This is a genomic window from Micromonospora sp. NPDC048169 (assembly GCF_040652815.1).
Classification (GTDB): Bacteria; Actinomycetota; Actinomycetes; order Mycobacteriales; family Micromonosporaceae; genus Micromonospora.
In genome coordinates this window covers 85,508-105,270 of sequence record NZ_JBEZMS010000004.1, presented here as the reverse complement: position 1 = coordinate 105,270, position 19,763 = coordinate 85,508, and the positions used below count along the sequence as shown (strand labels likewise).

Sequence of the window (19,763 nt, the reverse complement as noted above, 5' to 3'; positions counted from 1 at the left end):
TGTGTTATTCGCCTCAGAAGGGATGCCCGATGGCGTCGCCGGAGATCGAGGACGGTCCGGACGGTCCGCTGACCGGACACCCGCAGGAACTGCGCCCGCTGACCGGTGAGCTGATCGCCGCCGTGCTCGGCCACCGGGGGTACGCGGTGGCCGAGGAGCCGGACGGCGCGCTCGTGGGCCGCTGGGAGCGGAACCTGATCTGGTTCCACCGCCGGGGCGAGGCCGGGGAGCTGCTTCAGGTACGCACCGTCGTGGCGCACCACTTCGGCATCGAGCGGGTGCCCGAGCTGCACGCCTTCTGCAACGCCTGGAACCACGACCGGCTCTGGCCGAAGGCGTACGTGCACGTCGCCGACGACGGCTCGGCTCAGGTGTGCGGCGAGGTCACCGCCGACCTGGAGCGCGGGGTGACACCGCACCAGCTCGATCGGCTCGTCGACTGTGGCGTGACCACCGGGTGTCAGCTCGCCGCCGCCGTCAACGAGCTGGCCGGCGGGGCGCTGCGGTGACCACGGCACGCGACAGGGGGCTCGCCGCCGCGCTCGACGACGCCCGGGACCGGCCCGACGGCGCGGAGCGCCGCGCCGAGCTGGAGCGGATCGCGTCGCGGGCGGACGCCACAGGTGATCCGCGTACCGCCCTGTCGGCGCGCTTCGCGCTGGTCGAGGCGTACCTGCACCGGGGCGAGCGGTGGCGCGCGGTGGAGCCGGTCCGGCGGATGCGGGCCACGCTGGCCCGGCACCCCGGGCTGCTGGACGCCCGCCCGGACGAGCTGACCCGGTTGCGCCGGCACCAGCGGCACGCGGTGGAGGCGTCGTTCGGCACGCCCCGGGTGGGCCTGGACCAGTCCCGGTCCCTGTTGGACGCGCTCGCCGACGAGCTGGGCGAGGACGCCGCGCCGGTGGCGGAGCTGCGCTGCCGGCTCGCCGACCACCTCGGCGACGAGCCGGCGGCCCGCCGCGCGTACGAGCGCTGGTCGGCGGCGGACGCCACGGACCCGGTGGGCGGCTGTCCGGGATGCGCACCGGCCCGGCGGGCCGACCTGCTGGCCGGCTGGGGCGAGCCGGAGGCGGCGCTGGCCGCGCTGGCGCCGGCGCTGGCCGGCTGGGTCGAGCCACAGACGCCACCGACCCGGCGGGGCGAGCGGCAGGCGGCCACGGCGGGCGCGGCGGCCTGCACCGACCAGCCCGAACGGGCGCTCGCCGTGGGGCTGCTGCCGTGGCTGCGTACCGGGGCGGTGACGCGGGCGGCCCGGGCACACGTACGCGCGTACCGCCGGCACCGGGGCGAGCGGAGCGCGTTCCCGCTGCTCGCCGCGCATCTGCGCTTCTGCGCGCTGGGCGGCTACCCGCATCGCGGGCTGGAGATCCTGACCGAGCAACTGCCCGAGCTGGACCGGCCGGCCGACGACCTGTCCGCGATGGAGTTCGCCGCGGCGGGCGCGCTGCTGTGCGGCCTGGCCGCCGAAGCCGGGCTGGGCGGGCGGCGGATCCACCGCCCCGGGCACGGCTCCCGGCCCGCCGCCGAGGTGGACGTGGCGACGCTGGGTACGCAGTTGCAGGCGCTGGCGACGGCGCTGGCCGGCAGCTTCGACGCCCGCAACGGCACCGGGCACCAGTCCGGCCGGATCGCCTCCTGGCTCGCCGAGCGGCCACTCGCCGCGCCGGTGTCGCTGGCCGCCGAGAGCGAGTTCGACGAGGAGCCCGACGCCGATCCGGCCGAGCCCGGCCCGCCCGGCCCGGAGGAACCGGCCCCGCTGGACGCGACGCTGCTCGCCGCCGCGCTCGACGCCCGGGGCGAGCCGTACACGCCTGAGCCGGACGGCACGCTCGCCGGGCGGTGGGGCGAGGCCACGATCCAGTTCCGCCGGCTGGGGCGGCGGGGCGACGTGCTGCACGCCCGGGTGGTGGCGGAGCGGCGGCTGCCGGCCGAGCGGCGCGCGGAGGCGTACGCGTTCTGCAACGCCTGGAACCACGACCGGCTGCTGCCCGCCGCGTACGTGCACGAGCCCGGCGACGGAACGCTGGTGCTGGCCGCCGGTGTCTCCACCGACCTGTCCTGCGGGGTGGCCCCGGCTCAGCTCGCCGTGCTGGTGGCAGCCGCGATCCGCACCGGCACCGCGTACGCCGAAGCGGTCGCCGCGCTGCCCTGAGCCTGCCGCAGACGCGGCGCGGCCCCCGACCACAGGGCGGTGGTGGGCGGGGGCCGCGGTCTGGGTGCGGCGGTCAGCGGGCGGAGAACGCCAGCGTGTACTCGCCGGAGCCGGACAACCCGACGACGCGGTACCGGTAGGCGCCGGCAGGGGTCTCGGCGGTCAGCCGGGCCGCGCCGTCGGCGGTGGCCGCGCGGGCCACGGTGCGGAACGCGCCGCCGGTGAAGCGTTGCAGTTCCAGCGCCACCCGGGCGCCGTCCGGCGCGGCCAGGCACGCCTCCTGGGTGCCGCCTGACACCCGGAAGAAGCGCCCGTCCGGCTGGATCTGGGTCCGTCCGGCGGCGATCCGGCCGGTCCGGCTGACCTGGCCGGAGCAGTCGGTGTCGCCGGCCGGCGGGGTGGGCTCGGCGGTCACCGGCGGGGTGGTCTCGCCGCCGCCCGCCGGCGGCTGTGTGGGCGCGGGCTGGTCACCGGCGGTGACCAGGGTCAGGTTGTTGCGCTGGAGGATCTCGTTGACCGGCTGGAAGAACGTGGTGCCGCCCCGGGTGCAGTCGCCGGAGCCGCCGGAGGTGACGCCCTGCGCCTGGTCACCGGAGAGCCACGCACCGCCCGAGTCACCCGGCTCGGCGCAGACGTTCGTACGGGTCAGCCCGGTGACAGTCCCCTGGGGGTAGTTGACTGTGGCGTTCTTCGCCTGGATCAGGCCGCAACGGGTGCCGGTGGTGGAGCCGGACCGGCAGATCGACGCGCCGACCGGCGCCTCGGTGGAGCCGTTCACCGCCACCGTGCCGCCGTCGTTGAAGTCGGTCACCACGCCCTGCGGCGTCCAGTCGGCGTTGACGCGGACGAACGCCCAGTCGTCACCGGGGAACGAGGAGGCGGCGAACGTGCCCTGGGCGACCCGGTTGGACCCGGTGGTGCGGTCCCCCGGCTGCCCGCAGTGCCCGGCGGTGACGAACCCGCCGACCACGGAGAAGCCGACCGAGCAGCGGCCCGCGTTGTTGATCAGGTAGGCGTCGCCGCCGCGCACGTCGAACAGCGGACGCGGGGCCTCGTCAGCGGTACGCACCCGGACCATGGCGGCCTTCGATCCGGCGGCGGCGGCGAACCGGCGACCGTCGGCCTCCGCGCCCGGCCGGGCGATCACCACCACCGCGTTGTCGGTGACGTCGACGTACCAGCCGGCCACGTCGGGGCTGGCGTCGTCGCCCGCCGCGTCCAGCCGGGTCTTCACCGCGTCCAGCTCGGCGACCCCCCGGGCGACCCGCTTCGGGACCGCGCCCGCGGCCCGTACCCGCGCCTCGCCGGCCGCGTCGGCCACCGCCACGGTGAGCGTGGCGCCGTCCGCGCTGAGCCAGCTCCCGCCGTACCCGGCGCCGAGTTCCCCGCGCAGCCGGGTGACGGTGCCGGCCGCCCACCGCTCGGTCCGCAGCCGCTTCACCGCCTGGTCGCGGGTCAGCGCGAGGTCGCGGCCCATCGCGTCCAGGACCTCCGGCGCGACGCCGTCGGCCGCCGGGGTGGCCCGCCGGGGTTCCTCACCGGCGAACGAGGGCAGGGTCACCGCCGCCGTCAACCCGGCCGCCGCCACCACTACGCCGATGGCTGTCATCCGTCTGCGGTCCATCCGCCACGCTCCTCCCGACCGGCGCAGGGGCACGCCGGCCGTCGGGAGGTACGGAGACGGACGCCGATCGGATGAGGGTTACCGGAGGGTTTCGACGCGCCGTGTCGGGGCGTACCCGGAAAGCGACGGCGCCGGCCCACCGCGAAGGGTGGACCGGCGCGCGGCGCGGTCGGGTCAGACCTCGACGACGGTCGGGACGATCATGGGCCGACGGCGGTACGCGTCGTTGACCCAGCGTCCCACGGTGCGGCGGACGATCTGCTGGAGCTGGTGCGGGTCGGTGATGCCGTCCGCGGCGGCCCGGTTCAGCGCCTCTGTGACAAGCGGGACCACCGGGTTGAACGCGGCCGGGTCCTCGGAGAAGCCCTTCGCCGAGACGGTCGGCCCGGCGACCACCTTGCCGGTGACCGAGTCGACCACGACAGTCGCGGCGATGAACCCGCCGTCGCCGAGAATCCGGCGCTCGGTGAGCAGCGACTCGCTGACGTCGCCGACGGCGAGACCGTCGACGTAGACGTACCGGCTCTTCACCCGCCCGACCAGGCTGGCGCGGCCCTCGACCAGGTCGACCACGTCGCCGTCCTCGCAGAGCACGACCCGGTCCGGCGCGACGCCGGACTCGATGCCGAGCCGGGCGTGCGCCCGCAGGTGCCGCCACTCGCCGTGCACCGGCATCAGGTTGCTCGGGCGTACGACGTTCAGCAGGTAGAGCAGCTCACCGGCCGGGGCGTGCCCGGAGACGTGCACCTTCGCCACGTCCTTGTGCACCACCACGGCGCCGGCCCGGGCCAGCCGGTTGATCACCCGGTAGACCGAGGTCTCGTTGCCGGGGACCAGCGAGGACGCCAGCACCACGGTGTCGCCGGGCGCGATGGTGATGTGCCGGTGGTCGCCGCTGGCCATCCGGCCCAGCGCGCTCATCGGCTCGCCCTGCGAACCGGTGGACATCAGCACGATCTGCTCGGGCGGCAGGTTCGTGGCCTCCTCGATCCCGACCACCAGGCCGGGCGGGATGTTCAGCAGGCCCAGGTCGCGGGCGATGCCCATGTTGCGGACCATGGACCGGCCGATCAGCGCCACCTTACGGCAGTGCTCGACGGCCGAGTCGAAGACCTGCTGCACCCGGTGCACGTGCGAGGCGAACGAGGCGACGATGATCCGCCCCTTGGCCTTCGCGAAGATCGAGTCGAGGACCGGGCCGATCTCCCGCTCCGGCGTGACGAACCCGGGGATCTCCGCGTTCGTCGAGTCGGACAGCAGCAGGTCGACGCCCTCGGCGCCGAGCCGGGCGAACCCGGCCAGGTCGGTGATCCGCCCGTCCAGCGGAAGCTGGTCCATCTTGAAGTCGCCGGTGTGCAGCACCAGGCCGGCCGGGGTACGGATGGCCACCGCGAGCGCGTCCGGGATCGAGTGGTTCACCGCGAAGAACTCGCACTCGAACGGGCCCAGCCGTTCCCGGCCGCCCTCCCGCACGGTCAGCGTGTACGGCTGGATCCGCCGCTCGGCCAGCTTCGCCTCGACCAGCGCGAGCGTGAACTGGGAACCGACCAGCGGGATGTCCGGCTTGTGGGCGAGCAGGTACGGCACCGCGCCGATGTGGTCCTCGTGGCCGTGCGTGAGCACGATCGCCTGCACGTCGGCCAGCCGGTCCAGGATCGGGCCGAAGTCGGGCAGGATCAGGTCCACGCCCGGCTGCTCGACGTCGGGGAACAGCACCCCGCAGTCGACGATGAGCAGCTTGCCGTCGTACTCGAAGACGGTCATGTTCCGGCCGATGGCGCCGAGTCCGCCGAGCGGGATGATCCGCAGGCCGCCCTCGGGCAGCGGCGGGGGCAGCTCACCCTCGATGTGCGCCTCGGTCACGCGTCACCTCATTCTGCGACGCCGTCGCGCGGCGTCCGTCGTGTCGTTTGTTCATTCGGGCAGGGGCAGGCCCGCGGCGGCGCAGTCGGCGCGCAGCTGGGCCAGTTCGTCACCGGTGGCGTCGACGAGCGGCGACCGCACCGGACCGGCCGGGCGGCCCTGCGCCGCCAGGCCCGCCTTGACCAGGATCGTGCCCTGGGTGCGGAAGATGCCGGTGTAGAGCGGCAGCAACTGCCGGTGCAGGGTGAGCGCCCGGGCGTTGTCGCCCGCCTCGAACGCCTCGATCATCTGCTTGGTCAGCGCGCCGGTGAAGTGGGTGGAGGTGCCGACCACGCCGACCGCGCCGACCGACAGCATCGGCAGGGTCAGCGCGTCCTCGCCGCTGTAGTAGGCCAGGTCCGTGCGGCTGAGCACCTCCGAGGTGGCGAACAGGTCGCCCTTGGCGTCCTTCACCGCGACGATCCGGCCGTGCTCGGCCAGCTTCACCAGCGTCTCGGTGGCGATCGCCACACCCGCGCGGTGCGGGATGTCGTAGAGCATGACCGGCAGGCCGGTGGCGTCCGCGACGGTGGTGAAGTGACTCAGCAGCCCGGCCTGCGGCGGCTTGTTGTAGTACGGCGTGACCACCAGCAGGCCGTGCGCGCCGGCCTTCTCGGCCTGCGCGGCCAGCTCGACCGTGTGCCTGGTGTCGTTGGTGCCCACCCCGGCGACGATCCGGGCCCGGTCACCGACCGCCTCGACCACCGCGCGGATCAGCGACTCCTTCTCCGCCTCCGTGGTGGTCGGCGACTCGCCGGTGGTGCCGTTCAGGACCAGCGCGTCGTTGCCCTGCTCGTCGACGAGGTATTCGGCCAGCCGGGCGGCGCCGTCGAGATCCAGGCCGCCGTCCGGCGTGAACGGGGTCACCATGGCCGTCATCACTCGCCCGAACGGGCGCGACGCGCCCCGGCTCGGGGCGGCGGAGTGGTCGTGCGTCATGCTCACAACCTAGCGGACGGCCGCCGGTGGCCCGGCGGCGAAGGGCGACGAGTCACTCGGCGTGCGGCGACGCTGCCACCTCGGTGCCGTCGGGCAGGGTGGAGATCTCGAAGTCGGCGAAGACGTTCGGCGCGACACCCTTGAGCTGGCGCAGGCACTCCACGGCCAGCTCGCGGATCTCCACGTCGGCGTGCTCGGTGGCGCGCATCTTCACGAAGTGCCGCCAGGCCCGGTAGTTGCCGGTCACCACGATCCGCGTCTCGGTGGCGTTCGGCAGCACCGCCCGGGCCGCCTGGCGGGCCTGCTTGCGGCGCAGCGTCGGGTTGGGCTCGTCGGTGAAGCGGGCCTCCAGCCCCTCCAGCAACTCGGTGTACGCCCGCACCGCCGCGTCGGTGGCCTCGACGAACCTCTTGTGCAGCTCCGGGTCGTCGGCGATCACCGACGGCTCGACCATCGCCGCGTCCCGCTCGGGCACGTAGCGCTGGGACAGCTGCGAGTAGGAGAAGTGCCGGTGCCGGATCAGCTCGTGCGTGAACGACCGGGAGACGCCGCTGAAGTAGAAGCTCACCGAGCCGTGCTCCAGCACGCTCAGGTGGCCGACCTCGAGGATGTGCGCCAGGTAACCGGCGTTGGTGGCGGTGGCCGGGTTCGGCTTCTTCCAGCTCTGGTAGCAGGCCCGGCCGGCGAACTCGGCGAGCGCCTGCCCGCCGTCGGCGTCGGTGGACCAGGGCACCTCTTCCGGCGCCTGGAACTGGGTCCACGCGATCAACTTGACCTGGGGCTGAACCATCTCCGGCATTCCTGCGACTGTAGTTGGCCCGCGCCCGGCGCGGAAATCGGGCACGCGGCCGGCCAGCGGGCGCTCCGCCCAGGTGTCCAAGATCCCGGACAGCGGAGCGCTCCGGCGGAGAAGGCTAGACGTAGAGCGAGGTGAAGGGAGCCCACGGCAGGTTACGGGCGACCGAGAAGACCGCCCAGGCGGCCAGGAACACGCCGACGACCTTGGGGCTGAACTGCGCCTCGGGCAGCTTCCAGCCGAACGCCCGGTTGCCGGCCCAGGCCACGAAGAGCCAGGTCAGGAACGGCAGCGCGAAGACGAACAGGAAGTGGTGCCGGGCCGCGGCGGGCAGGTCGCCGTGCAGCACGTACCAGAGGGCGCGGGTGCCGCCGCAGCCCGGGCAGTCCAGCCCGGTGGTGAGCTTGAGCAGGCAGGACGGCGGGGCGTCCGGGTCGCTGCGGGTCGGGTCGCTGATCATCGCGTACGCGATGCCGACGCCGACACAGCCGAGCGCGGCGAGCGGCACCGCCCAGCGCGGGGCGCGGGCGTGCAGGCGCAGCACCATCCGGGTGAACCGGTCGGTCTCGACCGGCTGGTACGCCACCGGGTAGGGCCACGACCCGTCGGGAGCCTGCGGCCCGTGCGGGTACGACAGGTGCGGGTGCGGCTCGGTGTCCGGGCGCGTGTGCGGGTCGGTCGCGGTGGCAGGCCGGTCAACGCTCGTCACGCGCTCACCGTACACCCGCCACGCCCACCAGCGCGGCGGCCAGCGGCCCCGCCAGGTCGCCCGCGACGGGCGGGGCGACCGCGTCCAGGCCGAGCCAGCCGGCCAGCCGGTACAGCTCGGCGGCGAGCGCCACGGCGGTCTCCCCCGGATCGGCGCCCGGCTCGACCCAGGCGGCGGGCACCAGCAGCACCCCGGCCTTCCGGTCGGCCTTGAGGTCGACCCGGGCGGTGAAGCGCTCGCCCTGGCGGAACGGCAGCACGTAGTAGCCGTAGACCCGCTGGGGCGCCGGCACGTAGATCTCGATCCGGTAGGTGAAGCCGAACAGCCGCTCGGTGCGCGCCCGCTCCCAGACCAGCGGGTCGAACGGGCTCACCAGCGTGTTGCCGCGGACCCAGCGGGGCAGCCGCGCGTCGGCGTGCAGGTAGGCCTGATGCCGCCAGCCCTGCACCGTGACCGGGGTCAGCTCGCCCGCCTCGACCAGCTCGGCCACCGCCCGCCGCGCCCCGGCGACCGGCAGCCGGAAGTAGTCGCGCAGCTCCGGCTCGGCGGCCACGCCGAGCGAGCGGGCGGCCATCAACACGAGCGTGCGGTGTGCCTCGGCGTCGGCCGGGGTGGGCGCGTCCAGCACGGCGGCCGGCAGCACCCGCTCGGGCAGGTCGTAGCGGCGGGCGAACGAGTTGGTGCGGTCGGCGGCGGTGACCTCGCCGGCCCAGAACAGGAACTCCAGCGCCCGCTTCACCGCCGACCAGTTCCAGCCCCAGTTGCCGGTCTCCCGGGGCGCGTCGTGCTCGATCTCGGCGGCGGTCAGCGGACCCCGGGCGGCCACCTCGTCGCGGACCCAGGCGACCAGCTCGGGCTGCTCCTGCGCGATCCGGCGCATCCCGCCCCACGCGTCGTCGCGAGCCTTCGCCATTCGCCAGCGCAGCACCGGGTGCAGCCCGACCGGCACCAGCGAGGCCTCGTGCGCCCAGTATTCGAACAGCTCGCGGGGGCTGCGGTAGGCGGCGGAGTCGAGCAGGGCCGTCGGGTAGGGCCCGAGACGGCTGTAGAGCGGCAGGTAGTGCGCCCGCTGGAGCACGTTCACCGAGTCCATCTGGATCAGCCCGACCCGGTCGAGGACCCGGCGCAGGTGCCGCCGGGTGGGCACGCCGGTGGGCGCCGGGTCGGCGAAGCCCTGGGCGGCCAGGGCGATCCGGCGGGCCTGGGCAAGGGAGAGCGATTCCGGTGCGGCCATCGTCGGCGACCCTAATCCAGACCTCCGACACGACGGGTCCAGGTCGCCGGGAGCGGCGGCTGGACCGATCGCCCGTCGGGGCATAGAACGGACAGGTGCTCACCATCCGCCGGGAGGAACCGGACGACGCCGAGGCGGTCGCCCGGGTGCACGTCCACGGCTGGCAGGCCGGTTACGCCGGGATCATGCCCGCAGAGGTGCTGAACCGGCTGAACCCCCGCGCCTGGGCGCAGCGCCGGCGCGACCTCGGCACCGCCGACCCGGAGCACCCGTTCACCACGCTGGTCGCCGAGGACGACGGGGTAGTCGTCGGGTTCACCACGTTCGGGCCGTACCGGAACAACCAGGACCGCGGCGACCTCGACCCGGCGCACGGCGAACTGGTGGCCATCTACCTGGAGCCGGCGCACTGGGGCTCGGGGGCCGCCCGGACGCTGCTCGCGGCGGCCCGCGACGGCCTGGCCGAGCGCGGCTGGACCGGGTACCGGCTGTGGGTGCTGGCCGACAACGCCCGGGCCCGCCGCTTCTACGAGCGGGCCGGGCACTCACCTGACGGGGAGGAGTCCACCTACGCGGTGCCGTTGCACGGTGGACGCGCCCCGATCCTGCTCCGCGAGCTGCGGTACACCGCCGGAGGCTGACCCGGCCGGGACGTCCACGCCGTGCCGCTCACCGCCGGCCGGTGTGAGCCAGCGGCGAATCGGCAGCCCCAGCAGCAGCGCCAGGCTGATCCACACGTATGTGTTGCTGCCGAGGAACCCGTCCACGCCGGAGAAGTCCTTCTCCCAGGACCAGACGATCCGGCTGCACAGGAGCGCGTACCCGATAAACGCGGCGGCCAGCAGCAGACGGCGCCGGCGGCTGCGCGCGGGCGCCGCCATGCCGTTGTCGACCAGCAGGATCAGACCCGGCAGCAGCCAGACCAGGTGGTGCACCCAGGTCACCGGGCTGACCAGGCACATCACCGCGCCGGTGAGGGCCAGGCCGGTGGCCTCGTCGCCGGCGGCGACCGCCGCCCGCGACCGCCACGCCCACACCACGAGCGTCAGGAGTACGAGCACCAGCCACGCGATCGTGCTGGGGTGCTGCGGGTCGAGCCGGGCCACCACCCCGCGCAGCGACTGGTTGGAGACGAACGCCAGCTCACCGACCCGGTCGGTGTTCCACAGCGCCTCGGTCCAGAACTCCCGGGAGGCGTCGGGGAACAGCCCGGCCGCCACCAGCGTGGCCACGGCGGCCGTGCCGACTGTCGTCAACGCGGCCCGCCAGCGGCCGGTGACCAGCAGGTAGACGATGAAGATGCCGGGCGTCAGCTTGATCGCGGTGGCCAGGCCGATGCCCACACCCGCCCAGCGGCTGCGCGCCGGCAGCAGCCACAGCAGGTCCACCGCCACCAGGAACAGCAGCAGCATGTTGACCTGACCGAAGTTGACCGTCTCGCGCATCGGCTCGTACGCGGCGGCCAGGCAGAGCGCGACCGCGAGCGCGAACCAGCGGGTCCAGCCGGACCGGCGGGCCACCGGGTCCAGCAGCCGCCAGATCACCACGGCGCTGGCCAGCACCGTCGCGGTCACGCTGACCGTGATCGCCGCGATCCACGGCAGGTACGCCATGGGCAGCATCACCAGCGCGGCGAACGGCGGATAGGTGAAGCCGTACTGGGTGCCGGGGCGCAGGAAGTCGTAGATCTCCCCACCGTCACGAGCCCAGAAAGTCAATGCGCCGTAGTAGACCTGGAGGTCGAAGAAGCCGTGCCGGACCGCCGCCACGGAGAGGAACACGGTGACCGCCGCGGCGAGCGCCGCCACGGCGACGACCTGCGTGATCGTCCGCCCGGCACCCTGCGCCACAGTCACCCTCCTCGCCCTGCGTAGGCTCACGTGCCATGGCTGCAGGCTACGTCCGGCCCGCGCGTCCCGAGGACGCCGGCGAGATCGCACGCATCCAGCTCGCGACCTGGCGGGTCGCGTACCGCCGGATCCTGCCACGGCACGTGCTCGACAACCTCGACGAGGCGTACCTCGCGCGGCGGTGGAGCGCGGCGGTGCAGGAGCCGCCCTCGGGCGCGCACCGGGTGCTGGTCGCCGTCGAACAGGCGGCGCAATCCTATCTGGTGGGGTTCGTCGCCTCCGGTCCGGCCGATGCCGACGCGCTCGCCCCGGACGAGCCGGCCGAGGCGCTCGGCTCGGGCGTCGCGGCGGTGACCGACCTGCTGGTCGAGCCCCGGTGGGGGCGGCGCGGGCACGGCAGCCGGCTGCTCGCCTCGGCCGTGGAGCACTGGCGGGAGGACGGGCTGACCCGGGCGGTGGCGTGGGCGTTCGACGCCGACGCGGCGACCCGCGACTTCCTCGGCTCGACCGGCTGGGAGCCGGACGGCGCGACCCGCGCGCTGGACGTGGACGACATGCTGGTCCCCCAGCTCCGCTTCCACGTGGCGACCGCGGAGGAAGACCCGACCGCGTAGCGATGAGTTCCGCTCGTCTCGCCGGTCCACCCTCACGTGGTGGGCCGGCGGTCCCGGCACGGGGCAGGACCGCCGTCACCCCCGCCCGCACGCGGGCGAGCCCGGGTGACGGGTCAGGCCGGGCGGAGTTCGGCCACCAGCTCGTCGTCCTCGAACGCGCCCGTGGGGCGGAACCCCAGGGCCGTGTAGAGGGCGGCGGCGGGCCTGTTGTCGGGGTGGTAGCTCAGGCGGATCGGCTCGCCCGCCTCGGCGAGCCAGCCGGTGAGCGTCCGCACCGTGGCACCGCCCAGCCCCCGGCCCTGCTCGGCGGCGTCGATCACCATGCCGCCGATCCAGCGCGACCCGTCGTCGTCCACGCCCCACATGACGTGGCCGACGACCGTCTCGTCGGCGTAGACCGCGAGCGAGTTCCAGACGTCCGAGCGCTCGGTCAGCAGCAGGTAGCGGGCGGCGAGCGCGGCCACGAAGGCACGCTGGTCGTCGCGCGGCGCGACGTCCGCCACGGCCCGCCAGTTGTCGTCGTCCACCGGCCGCAGCGTCACCCGGCGGCCGGTGCGGTCGGAGTGTCCGGAATCGATCATGAAAGCAGCCTAGGTCGGCGGCCCCGACCAGGCAAAACGTTTTCCCGCACCGCGCCGGGGGCAGCCGTGACGGGTCAGTCGAGCAGGGCGTCCAGGCCGACCGTCAGGCCGGGCCGGCGACCCACCTCCCGGACCGCGAGCAGCACGCCGGGCATGAACGACACCCGGTCGTACGAGTCGTGCCGGATGGTCAGCGTCTCGCCCGTGGTGCCGAACAGCACCTCCTGGTGGGCGACCAGGCCGGTGGCGCGTACCGCGTGCACGCGTACCCCGTCGATGTCGGCGCCCCGCGCGCCCGCCACCTCGTCGCGGGTGGCGTCCGGCGCGGGCCCCAGGCCGGCGTCGGCGCGGGCGGCGGCGATCAGCCGGGCCGTGTGGGTGGCGGTGCCGCTCGGCGCGTCCAGCTTGCGCGGGTGGTGCTGCTCGACGATCTCGACCGACTCGAAGTAGCGGGCAGCGCGCGCGGCGAACTGCATCATCAGCACCGCGCCGATGCCGAAGTTGGGGGCGATCACCACGCCCACGCCGGGACGGCCGGCGAGCCACTCGCGTACCTGGTCGAGCCGCTGCTCGGTGAAGCCGGTGGTGCCGACCACCGCGTGCACGCCGTGCTCGACACACCAGCGCAGGTTGTCCATGACCGCGTCGGGGGTGGTGAAGTCGACGACCACCCCGGCACCCGCCTGCGCCACCGCGTCCAGGTCGTCGCCCTGGTCGACCGCGGCCACCAGTTCCAGGTCCGCCGCGGAGTCGACCGCCTTGCAGACCTCCATGCCCATCCGGCCCCGGGCGCCCAGCACACCGACCCGGGCCACCGTGTTCTGCTGCTCAGTCACGGGCCACAACCTATCCCAGCGCGCGGCGCGCGGTCCGGCGGACCGGTACGGCTCAGCCCGTGACCGTGAAGCTGCCGGAGTCGAACGGGCCGACCACCGCGAGGGACATCGGCCGGCCGAGCAGCTCGGCGGCGAGTGTGTTCACGTCCGCGAGCGTCACCGCGTCCACCCGGGCCAGCAGGTCGTCCACCGGCATCAGGTTGCCGTAGAGCAGTTCGCCCTTGGCGAGCCGGCTCATCCGCGAGCCGGTGTCCTCCAGCCCCAGCACGAACGAGCCCTTGCTCATCCCCTTGCCCCGGGCCAGTTCCGCCTCGGTGATCCCCTCGGCGGCCACCCGTGCCAGCTCGGCGCGGATCAGGTCCAGCACCTCGTCCACCTTGCCCGGCGCACAGCCGGCGTAGACGGCGAACACGCCGCTGTCGGCGTACTGGCTGGCGTAGGAGTAGACCGAGTACGCCAGCCCTCGCTGCTCCCGGATCTCCTGGAACAGCCGGCTGGACATGCCGCCGCCGAGCACGTTGTTCAGCACGCCGAGGGCGAACCGCCGGTCGTCGGTGCGGTCGATCCCCGGGCAGCCGAGGATGACGTGCGCCTGCTCGGTCTCCTTCGGCTCGACGAGCGTGGCGGCCGGCTTGGTGCGTACCGCCGGGGTGGCCGCCCGGTGCGGCGCCGGCGCGGCCGGGTCGGTGTCCAGCGGGGTGCCGCGCAGCGCCTGCCGGACCAGCTTGACCACTGCGGCGTGGTCGAGGTTGCCGGCGGCGGCGATCACGATCTGCGGGGCGGTGTAGCGGCGGCGGTAGAAGCCCTGGATCTGCCGCCGCGTCATCGGCGTGACCGTCTCCTCGGTGCCGGAGATGAGCCGCCCCAGCGGGTGGTCGCCGTAGACCGCGCGGGCGAACAGGTCGTGCACCTCGTCGCCCGGCTCGTCGTCGTGCATGGCGATCTCTTCGAGGATGACGCCGCGCTCGGTCTCCACGTCGGCGGCGGCCAGCACCGAGTCGGCGACCGCGTCACACATCACGTCGATGGCCAGCGGCAGGTCCTCGTCCAGCACCCGCGCGTAGTAGCAGGTGTATTCCTTCGTGGTGAAGGCGTTCGTCTCGCCGCCCACCGCCTCGATCTCGGCGGAGATATCCAGCGCGCTGCGCTTGTTTGTGCCCTTGAACAGCAGGTGCTCCAGGAAGTGCGCGGCGCCGGCCTGCGAGCCGGTCTCGTCACGCGAGCCGACCGCAACCCAGATGCCGAACGACACGCTGCGCATCGCCGGGATCGCCTCGGTGAGCACCCGCAGCCCGCTGGGCAGCACGGTACGGCGGACGGTGCCGCCGAGCGGGTCGTCGCTGAGCGTGCGGGTGACCGCGCGGGACGCCGAACCCGGCCCGGTCGACGTCACCCCCCGTCCCGTCGAGGCGGCTGACGAACTCACGAGCACCTGCTCTCCGGAGGACGAGGAACGGCGGGACGTACGACGGCTCCAGCTCGCGCGGGCGACCTGGAGCCGTGGGCCGGCCCGGGTGACGCGGAGGTCACCCGGGCCGGTCGGTGGATCAGCTGTGCCGGGTCCGGCGACGCGGACGGGACTCGCCGCCGCCCTCGCCACCCTCGGAGCGACCCTCGCCGCCCTCGGAACGGCGCTCCCGGTCACCCCGGTCACGCGGGCCACGGTCGCCGCCGCGGTCCCGGCCGGACGGACGGTCGCCGCCGGCGGCCCCACCCGCGGCCGGCGCCTCGGCGCCCTCCGGGCGGATCTTGTCCAGGTAGATCTTGCCGCGGGCGTCGATGTCCGCGATCTCCACCTCGACCTTGTCGCCGACGTTGAGGAAGTCCTCGACCTTCTCGACCCGCTTGCCGTCGCCGACCTTGGAGATGTGCAGCAGGCCGTCGCGGCCCGGCAGCAGCGAGATGAAGGCGCCGAAGGCGGCGGTCTTCACCACGGTGCCGAGGAACCGCTCGCCGACCTTGGGCAGCGTCGGGTTGGCGATCCCGTTGATCCGCTCGACCGCCGCCTGGGCGGCCGGGCCGTTCGTCGCGCCGACGTAGATCGTGCCGTCGTCCTCGATCGAGATCTCGGCGCCGGTCTCGTCCTGGATCGCGTTGATGGTCTGGCCCTTCGGGCCGATCACCATGCCGATCTTGTCGACCGGGATCTTGACGGTGGTCACCCGCGGCGCGTAGTCCGACATCTCGGCCGGCGCCTCGATGGCCCGCTGCATCACGTCGAGGATGGTCTGCCGGGCCTCGTGCGCCTGCTGCAGCGCGGCGGCCAGCACGTCCGACGGGATGCCGTCCAGCTTGGTGTCGAGCTGGAGCGCGGTGACGAAGTCCCGGGTGCCGGCGACCTTGAAGTCCATGTCGCCGAACGCGTCCTCGGCGCCGAGGATGTCGGTGAGCGTCACGTACTGGGTCTTGCCGTCGACCTCGTCGGAGATGAGGCCCATGGCGATGCCGGCGACCGGCGCCTTCAGCGGCACACCGGCCGAGAGCAGGCCCAGCGTCGAGGCGCAGACCGAACCCATCGAGGTGGAGCCGTTGGAGCCCAGCGCCTCGGAGACCTGCCGGATGGCGTAGGGGAACTCCTCGCGCGAGGGCAGCACCGGGATCAGCGCCCGCTCGGCGAGCGCGCCGTGGCCGATCTCGCGCCGCTTCGGCGAGCCGACCCGGCCGGTCTCACCGGTCGAGTACGGCGGGAAGTTGTAGTTGTGCATGTAGCGCTTGCGGTTCTCCGGGGACAGCGTGTCCACCATCTGCTCCATGCGCAGCATGTTCAGCGTGGTGACGCCCAGGATCTGGGTCTCGCCGCGCTCGAACAGCGCCGAGCCGTGCACCCGCGGCAGCACGCCGACCTCGGCGGTCAGCGGACGGATGTCACGCGGGCCGCGGCCGTCGATGCGGACCTGCTCGCGCAGCACCCGGTTGCGGACCTCGGACTTGGTCAGCGAACGGAACGCGGCGGAGAGCTCCTTCTCGCGGCCCTCGAACCGGCCGGTCAGCTCCTCGGCGACCTTGGCCTTGATGCGGTCCAGGGCCTCCTCGCGGTCGGCCTTGCCGGCGATCTTCAGCGCCTCGGCGACGTCGGCGCGCGCCACACCGGCCACCGCGTCGTACACGTCGTCCTGGTAGTCCAGGAAGATCGGGAACTCGGCGACCGGCTTGGCGGCCACCTCGGCCAGCTCGCTCTGCGCCCGGCACAGCTCACGGATGGCCGGCTTGGCGGCCTCCAGGCCACTGGCCACGATCTCCTCGGTCGGCGCGGTGGCGCCGCCCGAGATCAGGGCCACGGCGTTCGGGGTGGCCTCGGCCTCGACCATCATGATCGCGACCTCGCCGTCGGCCAGGGTGCGGCCGGCCACGACCATGTCGAAGGTGGCCCGCTCCAGCTCCTCCAGGGTCGGGAAGGCGACCCACTGGCCGTCGACGTTCGCGACCCGGGTCGCGCCGATCGGGCCGGAGAACGGCAGGCCGGAGAGCTTGGTCGACATCGACGCGGCGTTGATCGCCACGACGTCGTACGGGTGCTGCGGGTCGAGCGCGAGGATGGTCTCGACGACCTGGACCTCGTTGCGCAGGCCCTTGACGAACGACGGGCGCAGCGGCCGGTCGATCAGCCGGCAGGTGAGGATGGCGTCCTCGCTGGGCCGGCCCTCGCGGCGGAAGAACGAGCCGGGGATGCGGCCCGCGGCGTACATCCGCTCCTCGACGTCCACGGTCAGCGGGAAGAAGTCGAACGACTCGCGCGGCTGCTTGCCGGCCGTGGTGGCGGAGAGGACGACCGTCTCGCCGAGCTGGGCGACGACGGAGCCGGCGGCCTGGCGGGCCAGACGGCCGGTGGAGAAGGTGATCTCGCGGGTGCCGAAGGCCCCGTTGTCGATCACCGCGGTGCGGGATTCGGTGCCGAGGTTGGTCTCGGTCATGTGCTGTGGTGCTCCTTCGCGTCGTCGGCCGACGACACGGGAACTGCTCAGGCGGCCGGTCTTCGATCGAAGCGCCCGGGATGGCCGGCGTCGTGCCGGGATTCCCGGGGGCCACTACCGGAGACCGGTGCTGACCGGCTCCCTCTTCGGGTGTCGCGCGGCCGGGTTCTTCGGTGGTACCGCAACGGGGGAGCGGCCAGGCGGCCACTCCCCCGTCAGGTCATCGGCGCAGGCCGAGCCGCTCGATGAGCGACCGGTAGCGGTTGATGTCCTTCTTCTGGACGTAGTTCAGCAGCCGGCGGCGCCGGCCGACCAGCAGCAGCAGCCCACGGCGGCTGTGGTGGTCGTGCTTGTGCACCTTCAGGTGCTCGGTGAGCTCCGCGATCCGCTTGGTCAGGACCGCGACCTGCACCTCGGGCGAGCCGGTGTCGCCCTCGGCGGTCGCGTACTCCTGGCGGATCTTGGCCTTGGCTTCCTGGTCGAGCGCCATGTTCTCCCTGTTTCGTGGGTCATTCGATGAGGTCCGGAGCGGTCGTGGTGACCGGTGCAACGGACCGGTTCCTCGCACCCGCGGCGTCGTGCAGGCACGCGAGGCCCCCGTCGGTCAGCCGACGTCTCCGCCAGCCTACCAGCCCTCGCGCCGGACGGCCGGTCAAGGTGGCCCAGGCGGGTCAGAGCACCGCCCGGCGGGTGCGCTCCACGTCCTCGGCGATCTGGGCCACCAGCGGCTCGATCGCGTCGTACGTCCGCTGTTCACGCAGGTGCGCCACGAAGTCCAGGGCCAGCCGCTCGCCGTACAGGTCGCCGGCGAAGTCCAGCGCGTACGCCTCCACCCGCCGCTCCCGCCCGGAGAACGTCGGGTTGGTGCCGATCGACACCGCCGCGGCCAGCGGCTCGCCGTCGCGGCGCACCAGCCGGGCCGCGTACACGCCGTCGGCCGGCACCGCCGCGTACCTGTGGGTCAGCAGGTTGGCCGTCGGGTAACCCAGCTCACGTCCGCGCTGGTCACCACGGACCACCACGCCCTCGACCCGGTGCGGGCGGCCCAGCGCCGCCGCCGCCGCGCCCACGTCGCCCGCGTCGACGCAGGACCTGATGTACGTGGAGGAGAAGACCGTCCCCCGCTCGGCGACCAGCGGCGCCCCCTCGACGGCGAACCCGAAGGTGCTGCCCAGCCGCTCCAGCAGCGGAACGTCGCCCGCGGCCCGGTGCCCGAACCGGAAGTTGTCGCCGACCACCACCAGCGCGGCGTGCAGGTGCTCGACCAGGACGTCGTGCACGAACGCCTCGGGTGGCAGCCGGGAGAACTCGACTGTGAACGGCACCACGCAGAGCACGTCCACGCCGAGCGCCTCGATCAGCTCGGCCTTGCGGGCCGGCTCGGTCAGCACCGCCGGATGCGAGCCGGGGCGCACCACCTCGGCCGGGTGCGGGTCGAACGTCACCACCACCGACTTGACGCCCAGCTCCCGGGCCCGCGCCACGGTGTGCCCGATGGTGGCCTGGTGCCCCCGGTGCACGCCGTCGAAGACGCCGATGGTGACCACCGAGCGGCCCCAGCCGCCGGGTGCCGCCTCGTACCCCCGCCACCGCTGCATGCCGTTCCTCCCCTGTCCGCCCGCGTGCCGTTCAGGCCGGGGCCAGCACGATCTCCGCGCGGGCCCGACCGTCCCGCTCGCTGACGATAGCGATCAACCCGCCCGCCGGGTCGAAGACGGCGTACGGCCCGGTGATCCCGGCCGGCGTCAGCGGCCCGCCGTGGGACAGCACCCGGGCCTCGTCGGCGGTGGCGTCCCGGCGCGGGAAGAACCGCTCGGCGGCGGCGTCAAGCGGCAGGTTCACCACGTCCGGCGCGCGTGCTTCGAGCTGGTCGAGCGTGGCCGCCTCGGCGAGCGTGAACCCGCCCACGGCGGTCCGGCGCAGCGCGGTGAGGTGGCCGCCGACGCCGAGCGCGGCCCCCGCGTCGCGGGCCAGCGCCCGGATGTACGTCCCGGACGAGCAGGTCACGTCCACGTCCACGTCCACCACGTCCGGGGTGTCCCGGCGGATCGCGCGCACCTCCAGCCGGGACACGGTGACGCGCCGGGCGGGCAGGTCGACCGCCTCGCCGTCGCGGACCCGCTTGTACGCCCGCTGTCCGTTGATCTTGATGGCGCTCACCGCGCTCGGCACCTGGTCGATCTCGCCGGTGAGGGCGGCCAGCGCGGCGCGTACCCCGTCGTCGGTGACCGCGCCGGCCGGGGTGGTCGCGACCACCTCGCCCTCGGCGTCGTCGGTGACTGTGGACTGCCCCAGCCGGATCGTCGCGGCGTAGCTCTTGCCGGCGCCGATCACATAGGTGAGCAGCCGGGTCGCCCGCCCCACGCCGATCACCAGGACGCCGGTGGCCATCGGGTCGAGCGTGCCGCCGTGACCGACGCGGCGGGTACGGGCCAGCCGCCGGATGCGGGCCACCACGTCGTGCGACGTCATGCCGCCGGGCTTGTCGACCACGATCAGACCGTCTGTGCTCACGACCGCCAAGCCTGCCAGACGCCGGTGATCGGCCCTGCGGGGGATACCGCCGGCCGCCGGGGCCACCGACGCGGACCGACGCCCTGTACGACCTGGACCGC

At 73.9% G+C, this 19,763-nt stretch carries 18 protein-coding genes; 4 read left to right on the top strand and 14 right to left on the bottom strand.

Translation table 11 applies throughout. The features are described 5' to 3' along the window. The first annotated feature begins 29 nt into the window (after positions 1 to 29). On the top strand, positions 30 to 509 hold the full coding sequence (locus tag AB0D28_RS05450) for a YbjN domain-containing protein (RefSeq protein ID WP_357382504.1): 480 nt from the start codon (positions 30 to 32) through the stop codon (positions 507 to 509). Further along, complete coding sequence (locus tag AB0D28_RS05445; RefSeq protein ID WP_357382502.1) at positions 506 to 2,152, top strand: YbjN domain-containing protein; 1,647 nt, start codon at positions 506 to 508, stop codon at positions 2,150 to 2,152. Before AB0D28_RS05450 ends, AB0D28_RS05445 begins: the two co-directional genes overlap by 4 nt. 73 nt (positions 2,153 to 2,225) lie before the next feature. On the opposite strand, the gene AB0D28_RS05440 is transcribed toward AB0D28_RS05445, so the two are convergent. From AB0D28_RS05440 to AB0D28_RS05415, 6 genes are all read right to left on the bottom strand, one after another. Then, entirely contained in the window at positions 2,226 to 3,776 is a 1,551-nt protein-coding gene (locus tag AB0D28_RS05440; protein WP_357382500.1) for a S1 family peptidase, read from the bottom strand. A gap of 174 nt (positions 3,777 to 3,950) precedes the next feature. Then, a complete protein-coding gene (locus tag AB0D28_RS05435) occupies positions 3,951 to 5,639 on the bottom strand; it encodes a ribonuclease J (protein WP_357382498.1) in 1,689 nt (562 codons plus the stop codon). A gap of 51 nt (positions 5,640 to 5,690) precedes the next feature. Beyond that, the gene (gene dapA / locus AB0D28_RS05430) at positions 5,691 to 6,617 is read right to left on the bottom strand and encodes a 4-hydroxy-tetrahydrodipicolinate synthase (protein ID WP_357382496.1); all 927 of its coding nucleotides are present in this window, start codon (positions 6,615 to 6,617) and stop codon (positions 5,691 to 5,693) included. A gap of 52 nt (positions 6,618 to 6,669) precedes the next feature. Next, positions 6,670 to 7,407 (bottom strand): FAD-dependent thymidylate synthase, encoded by a 738-nt coding sequence (gene thyX, locus AB0D28_RS05425; protein ID WP_357382768.1) that lies wholly within the window; start codon positions 7,405 to 7,407, stop codon positions 6,670 to 6,672. Between the two features lie 124 nt (positions 7,408 to 7,531). Further along, positions 7,532 to 8,137, bottom strand: a complete 606-nt coding sequence (locus AB0D28_RS05420) for a DUF2752 domain-containing protein (RefSeq protein ID WP_357382494.1) — start codon at positions 8,135 to 8,137, stop codon at positions 7,532 to 7,534. Further along, entirely contained in the window at positions 8,127 to 9,356 is a 1,230-nt protein-coding gene (locus AB0D28_RS05415; RefSeq protein WP_357382492.1) for a crosslink repair DNA glycosylase YcaQ family protein, read from the bottom strand. The genes AB0D28_RS05420 and AB0D28_RS05415 overlap by 11 nt, the downstream gene beginning before the upstream one ends. 95 nt (positions 9,357 to 9,451) lie before the next feature. On the opposite strand from AB0D28_RS05415, the gene AB0D28_RS05410 reads away from it, so the two are divergent. Further along, complete coding sequence (locus tag AB0D28_RS05410; protein ID WP_357382490.1) at positions 9,452 to 9,997, top strand: GNAT family N-acetyltransferase; 546 nt, start codon at positions 9,452 to 9,454, stop codon at positions 9,995 to 9,997. On the opposite strand, the gene AB0D28_RS05405 is transcribed toward AB0D28_RS05410, so the two are convergent. Continuing rightward, the gene (locus AB0D28_RS05405; RefSeq protein WP_357382488.1) at positions 9,902 to 11,206 is read right to left on the bottom strand and encodes a glycosyltransferase family 87 protein; all 1,305 of its coding nucleotides are present in this window, start codon (positions 11,204 to 11,206) and stop codon (positions 9,902 to 9,904) included. The genes AB0D28_RS05410 and AB0D28_RS05405 overlap by 96 nt on opposite strands. A gap of 35 nt (positions 11,207 to 11,241) precedes the next feature. On the opposite strand from AB0D28_RS05405, the gene AB0D28_RS05400 reads away from it, so the two are divergent. Continuing rightward, positions 11,242 to 11,820, top strand: a complete 579-nt coding sequence (locus tag AB0D28_RS05400) for a GNAT family N-acetyltransferase (RefSeq protein WP_357382486.1) — start codon at positions 11,242 to 11,244, stop codon at positions 11,818 to 11,820. A 113-nt stretch (positions 11,821 to 11,933) separates the two neighbouring features. Here AB0D28_RS05400 and AB0D28_RS05395 read toward each other — a convergent pair whose 3' ends face one another. The 7 genes from AB0D28_RS05395 to truB all read right to left on the bottom strand — a co-directional run bounded on the left by AB0D28_RS05395 (position 11,934) and on the right by truB (position 19,662). After that, positions 11,934 to 12,401 (bottom strand): GNAT family N-acetyltransferase, encoded by a 468-nt coding sequence (locus AB0D28_RS05395; protein WP_357382484.1) that lies wholly within the window; start codon positions 12,399 to 12,401, stop codon positions 11,934 to 11,936. A gap of 74 nt (positions 12,402 to 12,475) precedes the next feature. Continuing rightward, positions 12,476 to 13,237: a 4-hydroxy-tetrahydrodipicolinate reductase gene (gene dapB, locus AB0D28_RS05390; RefSeq protein ID WP_357382482.1), complete on the bottom strand. Its 762-nt coding sequence runs from the start codon at positions 13,235 to 13,237 to the stop codon at positions 12,476 to 12,478. A 52-nt stretch (positions 13,238 to 13,289) separates the two neighbouring features. Further along, positions 13,290 to 14,630, bottom strand: coding sequence for a pitrilysin family protein (locus tag AB0D28_RS05385; protein ID WP_357382479.1), 1,341 nt, complete (start codon positions 14,628 to 14,630; stop codon positions 13,290 to 13,292). Positions 14,631 to 14,784: 154 nt separating this feature from the next. Beyond that, complete coding sequence (locus tag AB0D28_RS05380) at positions 14,785 to 17,148, bottom strand: polyribonucleotide nucleotidyltransferase (protein ID WP_357382477.1); 2,364 nt, start codon at positions 17,146 to 17,148, stop codon at positions 14,785 to 14,787. Between the two features lie 220 nt (positions 17,149 to 17,368). Beyond that, positions 17,369 to 17,638, bottom strand: a complete 270-nt coding sequence (gene rpsO / locus AB0D28_RS05375) for a 30S ribosomal protein S15 (protein ID WP_013284678.1) — start codon at positions 17,636 to 17,638, stop codon at positions 17,369 to 17,371. Between the two features lie 181 nt (positions 17,639 to 17,819). After that, positions 17,820 to 18,746 (bottom strand): bifunctional riboflavin kinase/FAD synthetase, encoded by a 927-nt coding sequence (locus AB0D28_RS05370; protein ID WP_357382475.1) that lies wholly within the window; start codon positions 18,744 to 18,746, stop codon positions 17,820 to 17,822. Between the two features lie 31 nt (positions 18,747 to 18,777). Beyond that, positions 18,778 to 19,662, bottom strand: coding sequence for a tRNA pseudouridine(55) synthase TruB (gene truB, locus AB0D28_RS05365; protein WP_357382473.1), 885 nt, complete (start codon positions 19,660 to 19,662; stop codon positions 18,778 to 18,780). Between the last annotated feature and the right edge of the window lie 101 nt (positions 19,663 to 19,763).

Bases quoted from the DNA above. Each gene is read 5' to 3' on its own strand.
- AB0D28_RS05370 (WP_357382475.1), bottom strand. From the start codon at position 18,746: ATGCAGCGGTGGCGGGGGTACGAGGCGGCACCCGGCGGCTGGGGCCGC.
- thyX (WP_357382768.1), bottom strand. From the start codon at position 7,407: ATGGTTCAGCCCCAGGTCAAGTTGATCGCGTGGACCCAGTTCCAGGCG.
- AB0D28_RS05380 (WP_357382477.1), bottom strand. From the start codon at position 17,148: ATGACCGAGACCAACCTCGGCACCGAATCCCGCACCGCGGTGATCGAC.
- AB0D28_RS05440 (WP_357382500.1), bottom strand. From the start codon at position 3,776: ATGGACCGCAGACGGATGACAGCCATCGGCGTAGTGGTGGCGGCGGCC.
- dapA (WP_357382496.1), bottom strand. From the start codon at position 6,617: ATGACGCACGACCACTCCGCCGCCCCGAGCCGGGGCGCGTCGCGCCCG.
- AB0D28_RS05450 (WP_357382504.1), top strand. From the start codon at position 30: ATGGCGTCGCCGGAGATCGAGGACGGTCCGGACGGTCCGCTGACCGGA.
- AB0D28_RS05395 (WP_357382484.1), bottom strand. From the start codon at position 12,401: ATGATCGATTCCGGACACTCCGACCGCACCGGCCGCCGGGTGACGCTG.
- rpsO (WP_013284678.1), bottom strand. From the start codon at position 17,638: ATGGCGCTCGACCAGGAAGCCAAGGCCAAGATCCGCCAGGAGTACGCG.
- AB0D28_RS05400 (WP_357382486.1), top strand. From the start codon at position 11,242: ATGGCTGCAGGCTACGTCCGGCCCGCGCGTCCCGAGGACGCCGGCGAG.
- AB0D28_RS05415 (WP_357382492.1), bottom strand. From the start codon at position 9,356: ATGGCCGCACCGGAATCGCTCTCCCTTGCCCAGGCCCGCCGGATCGCC.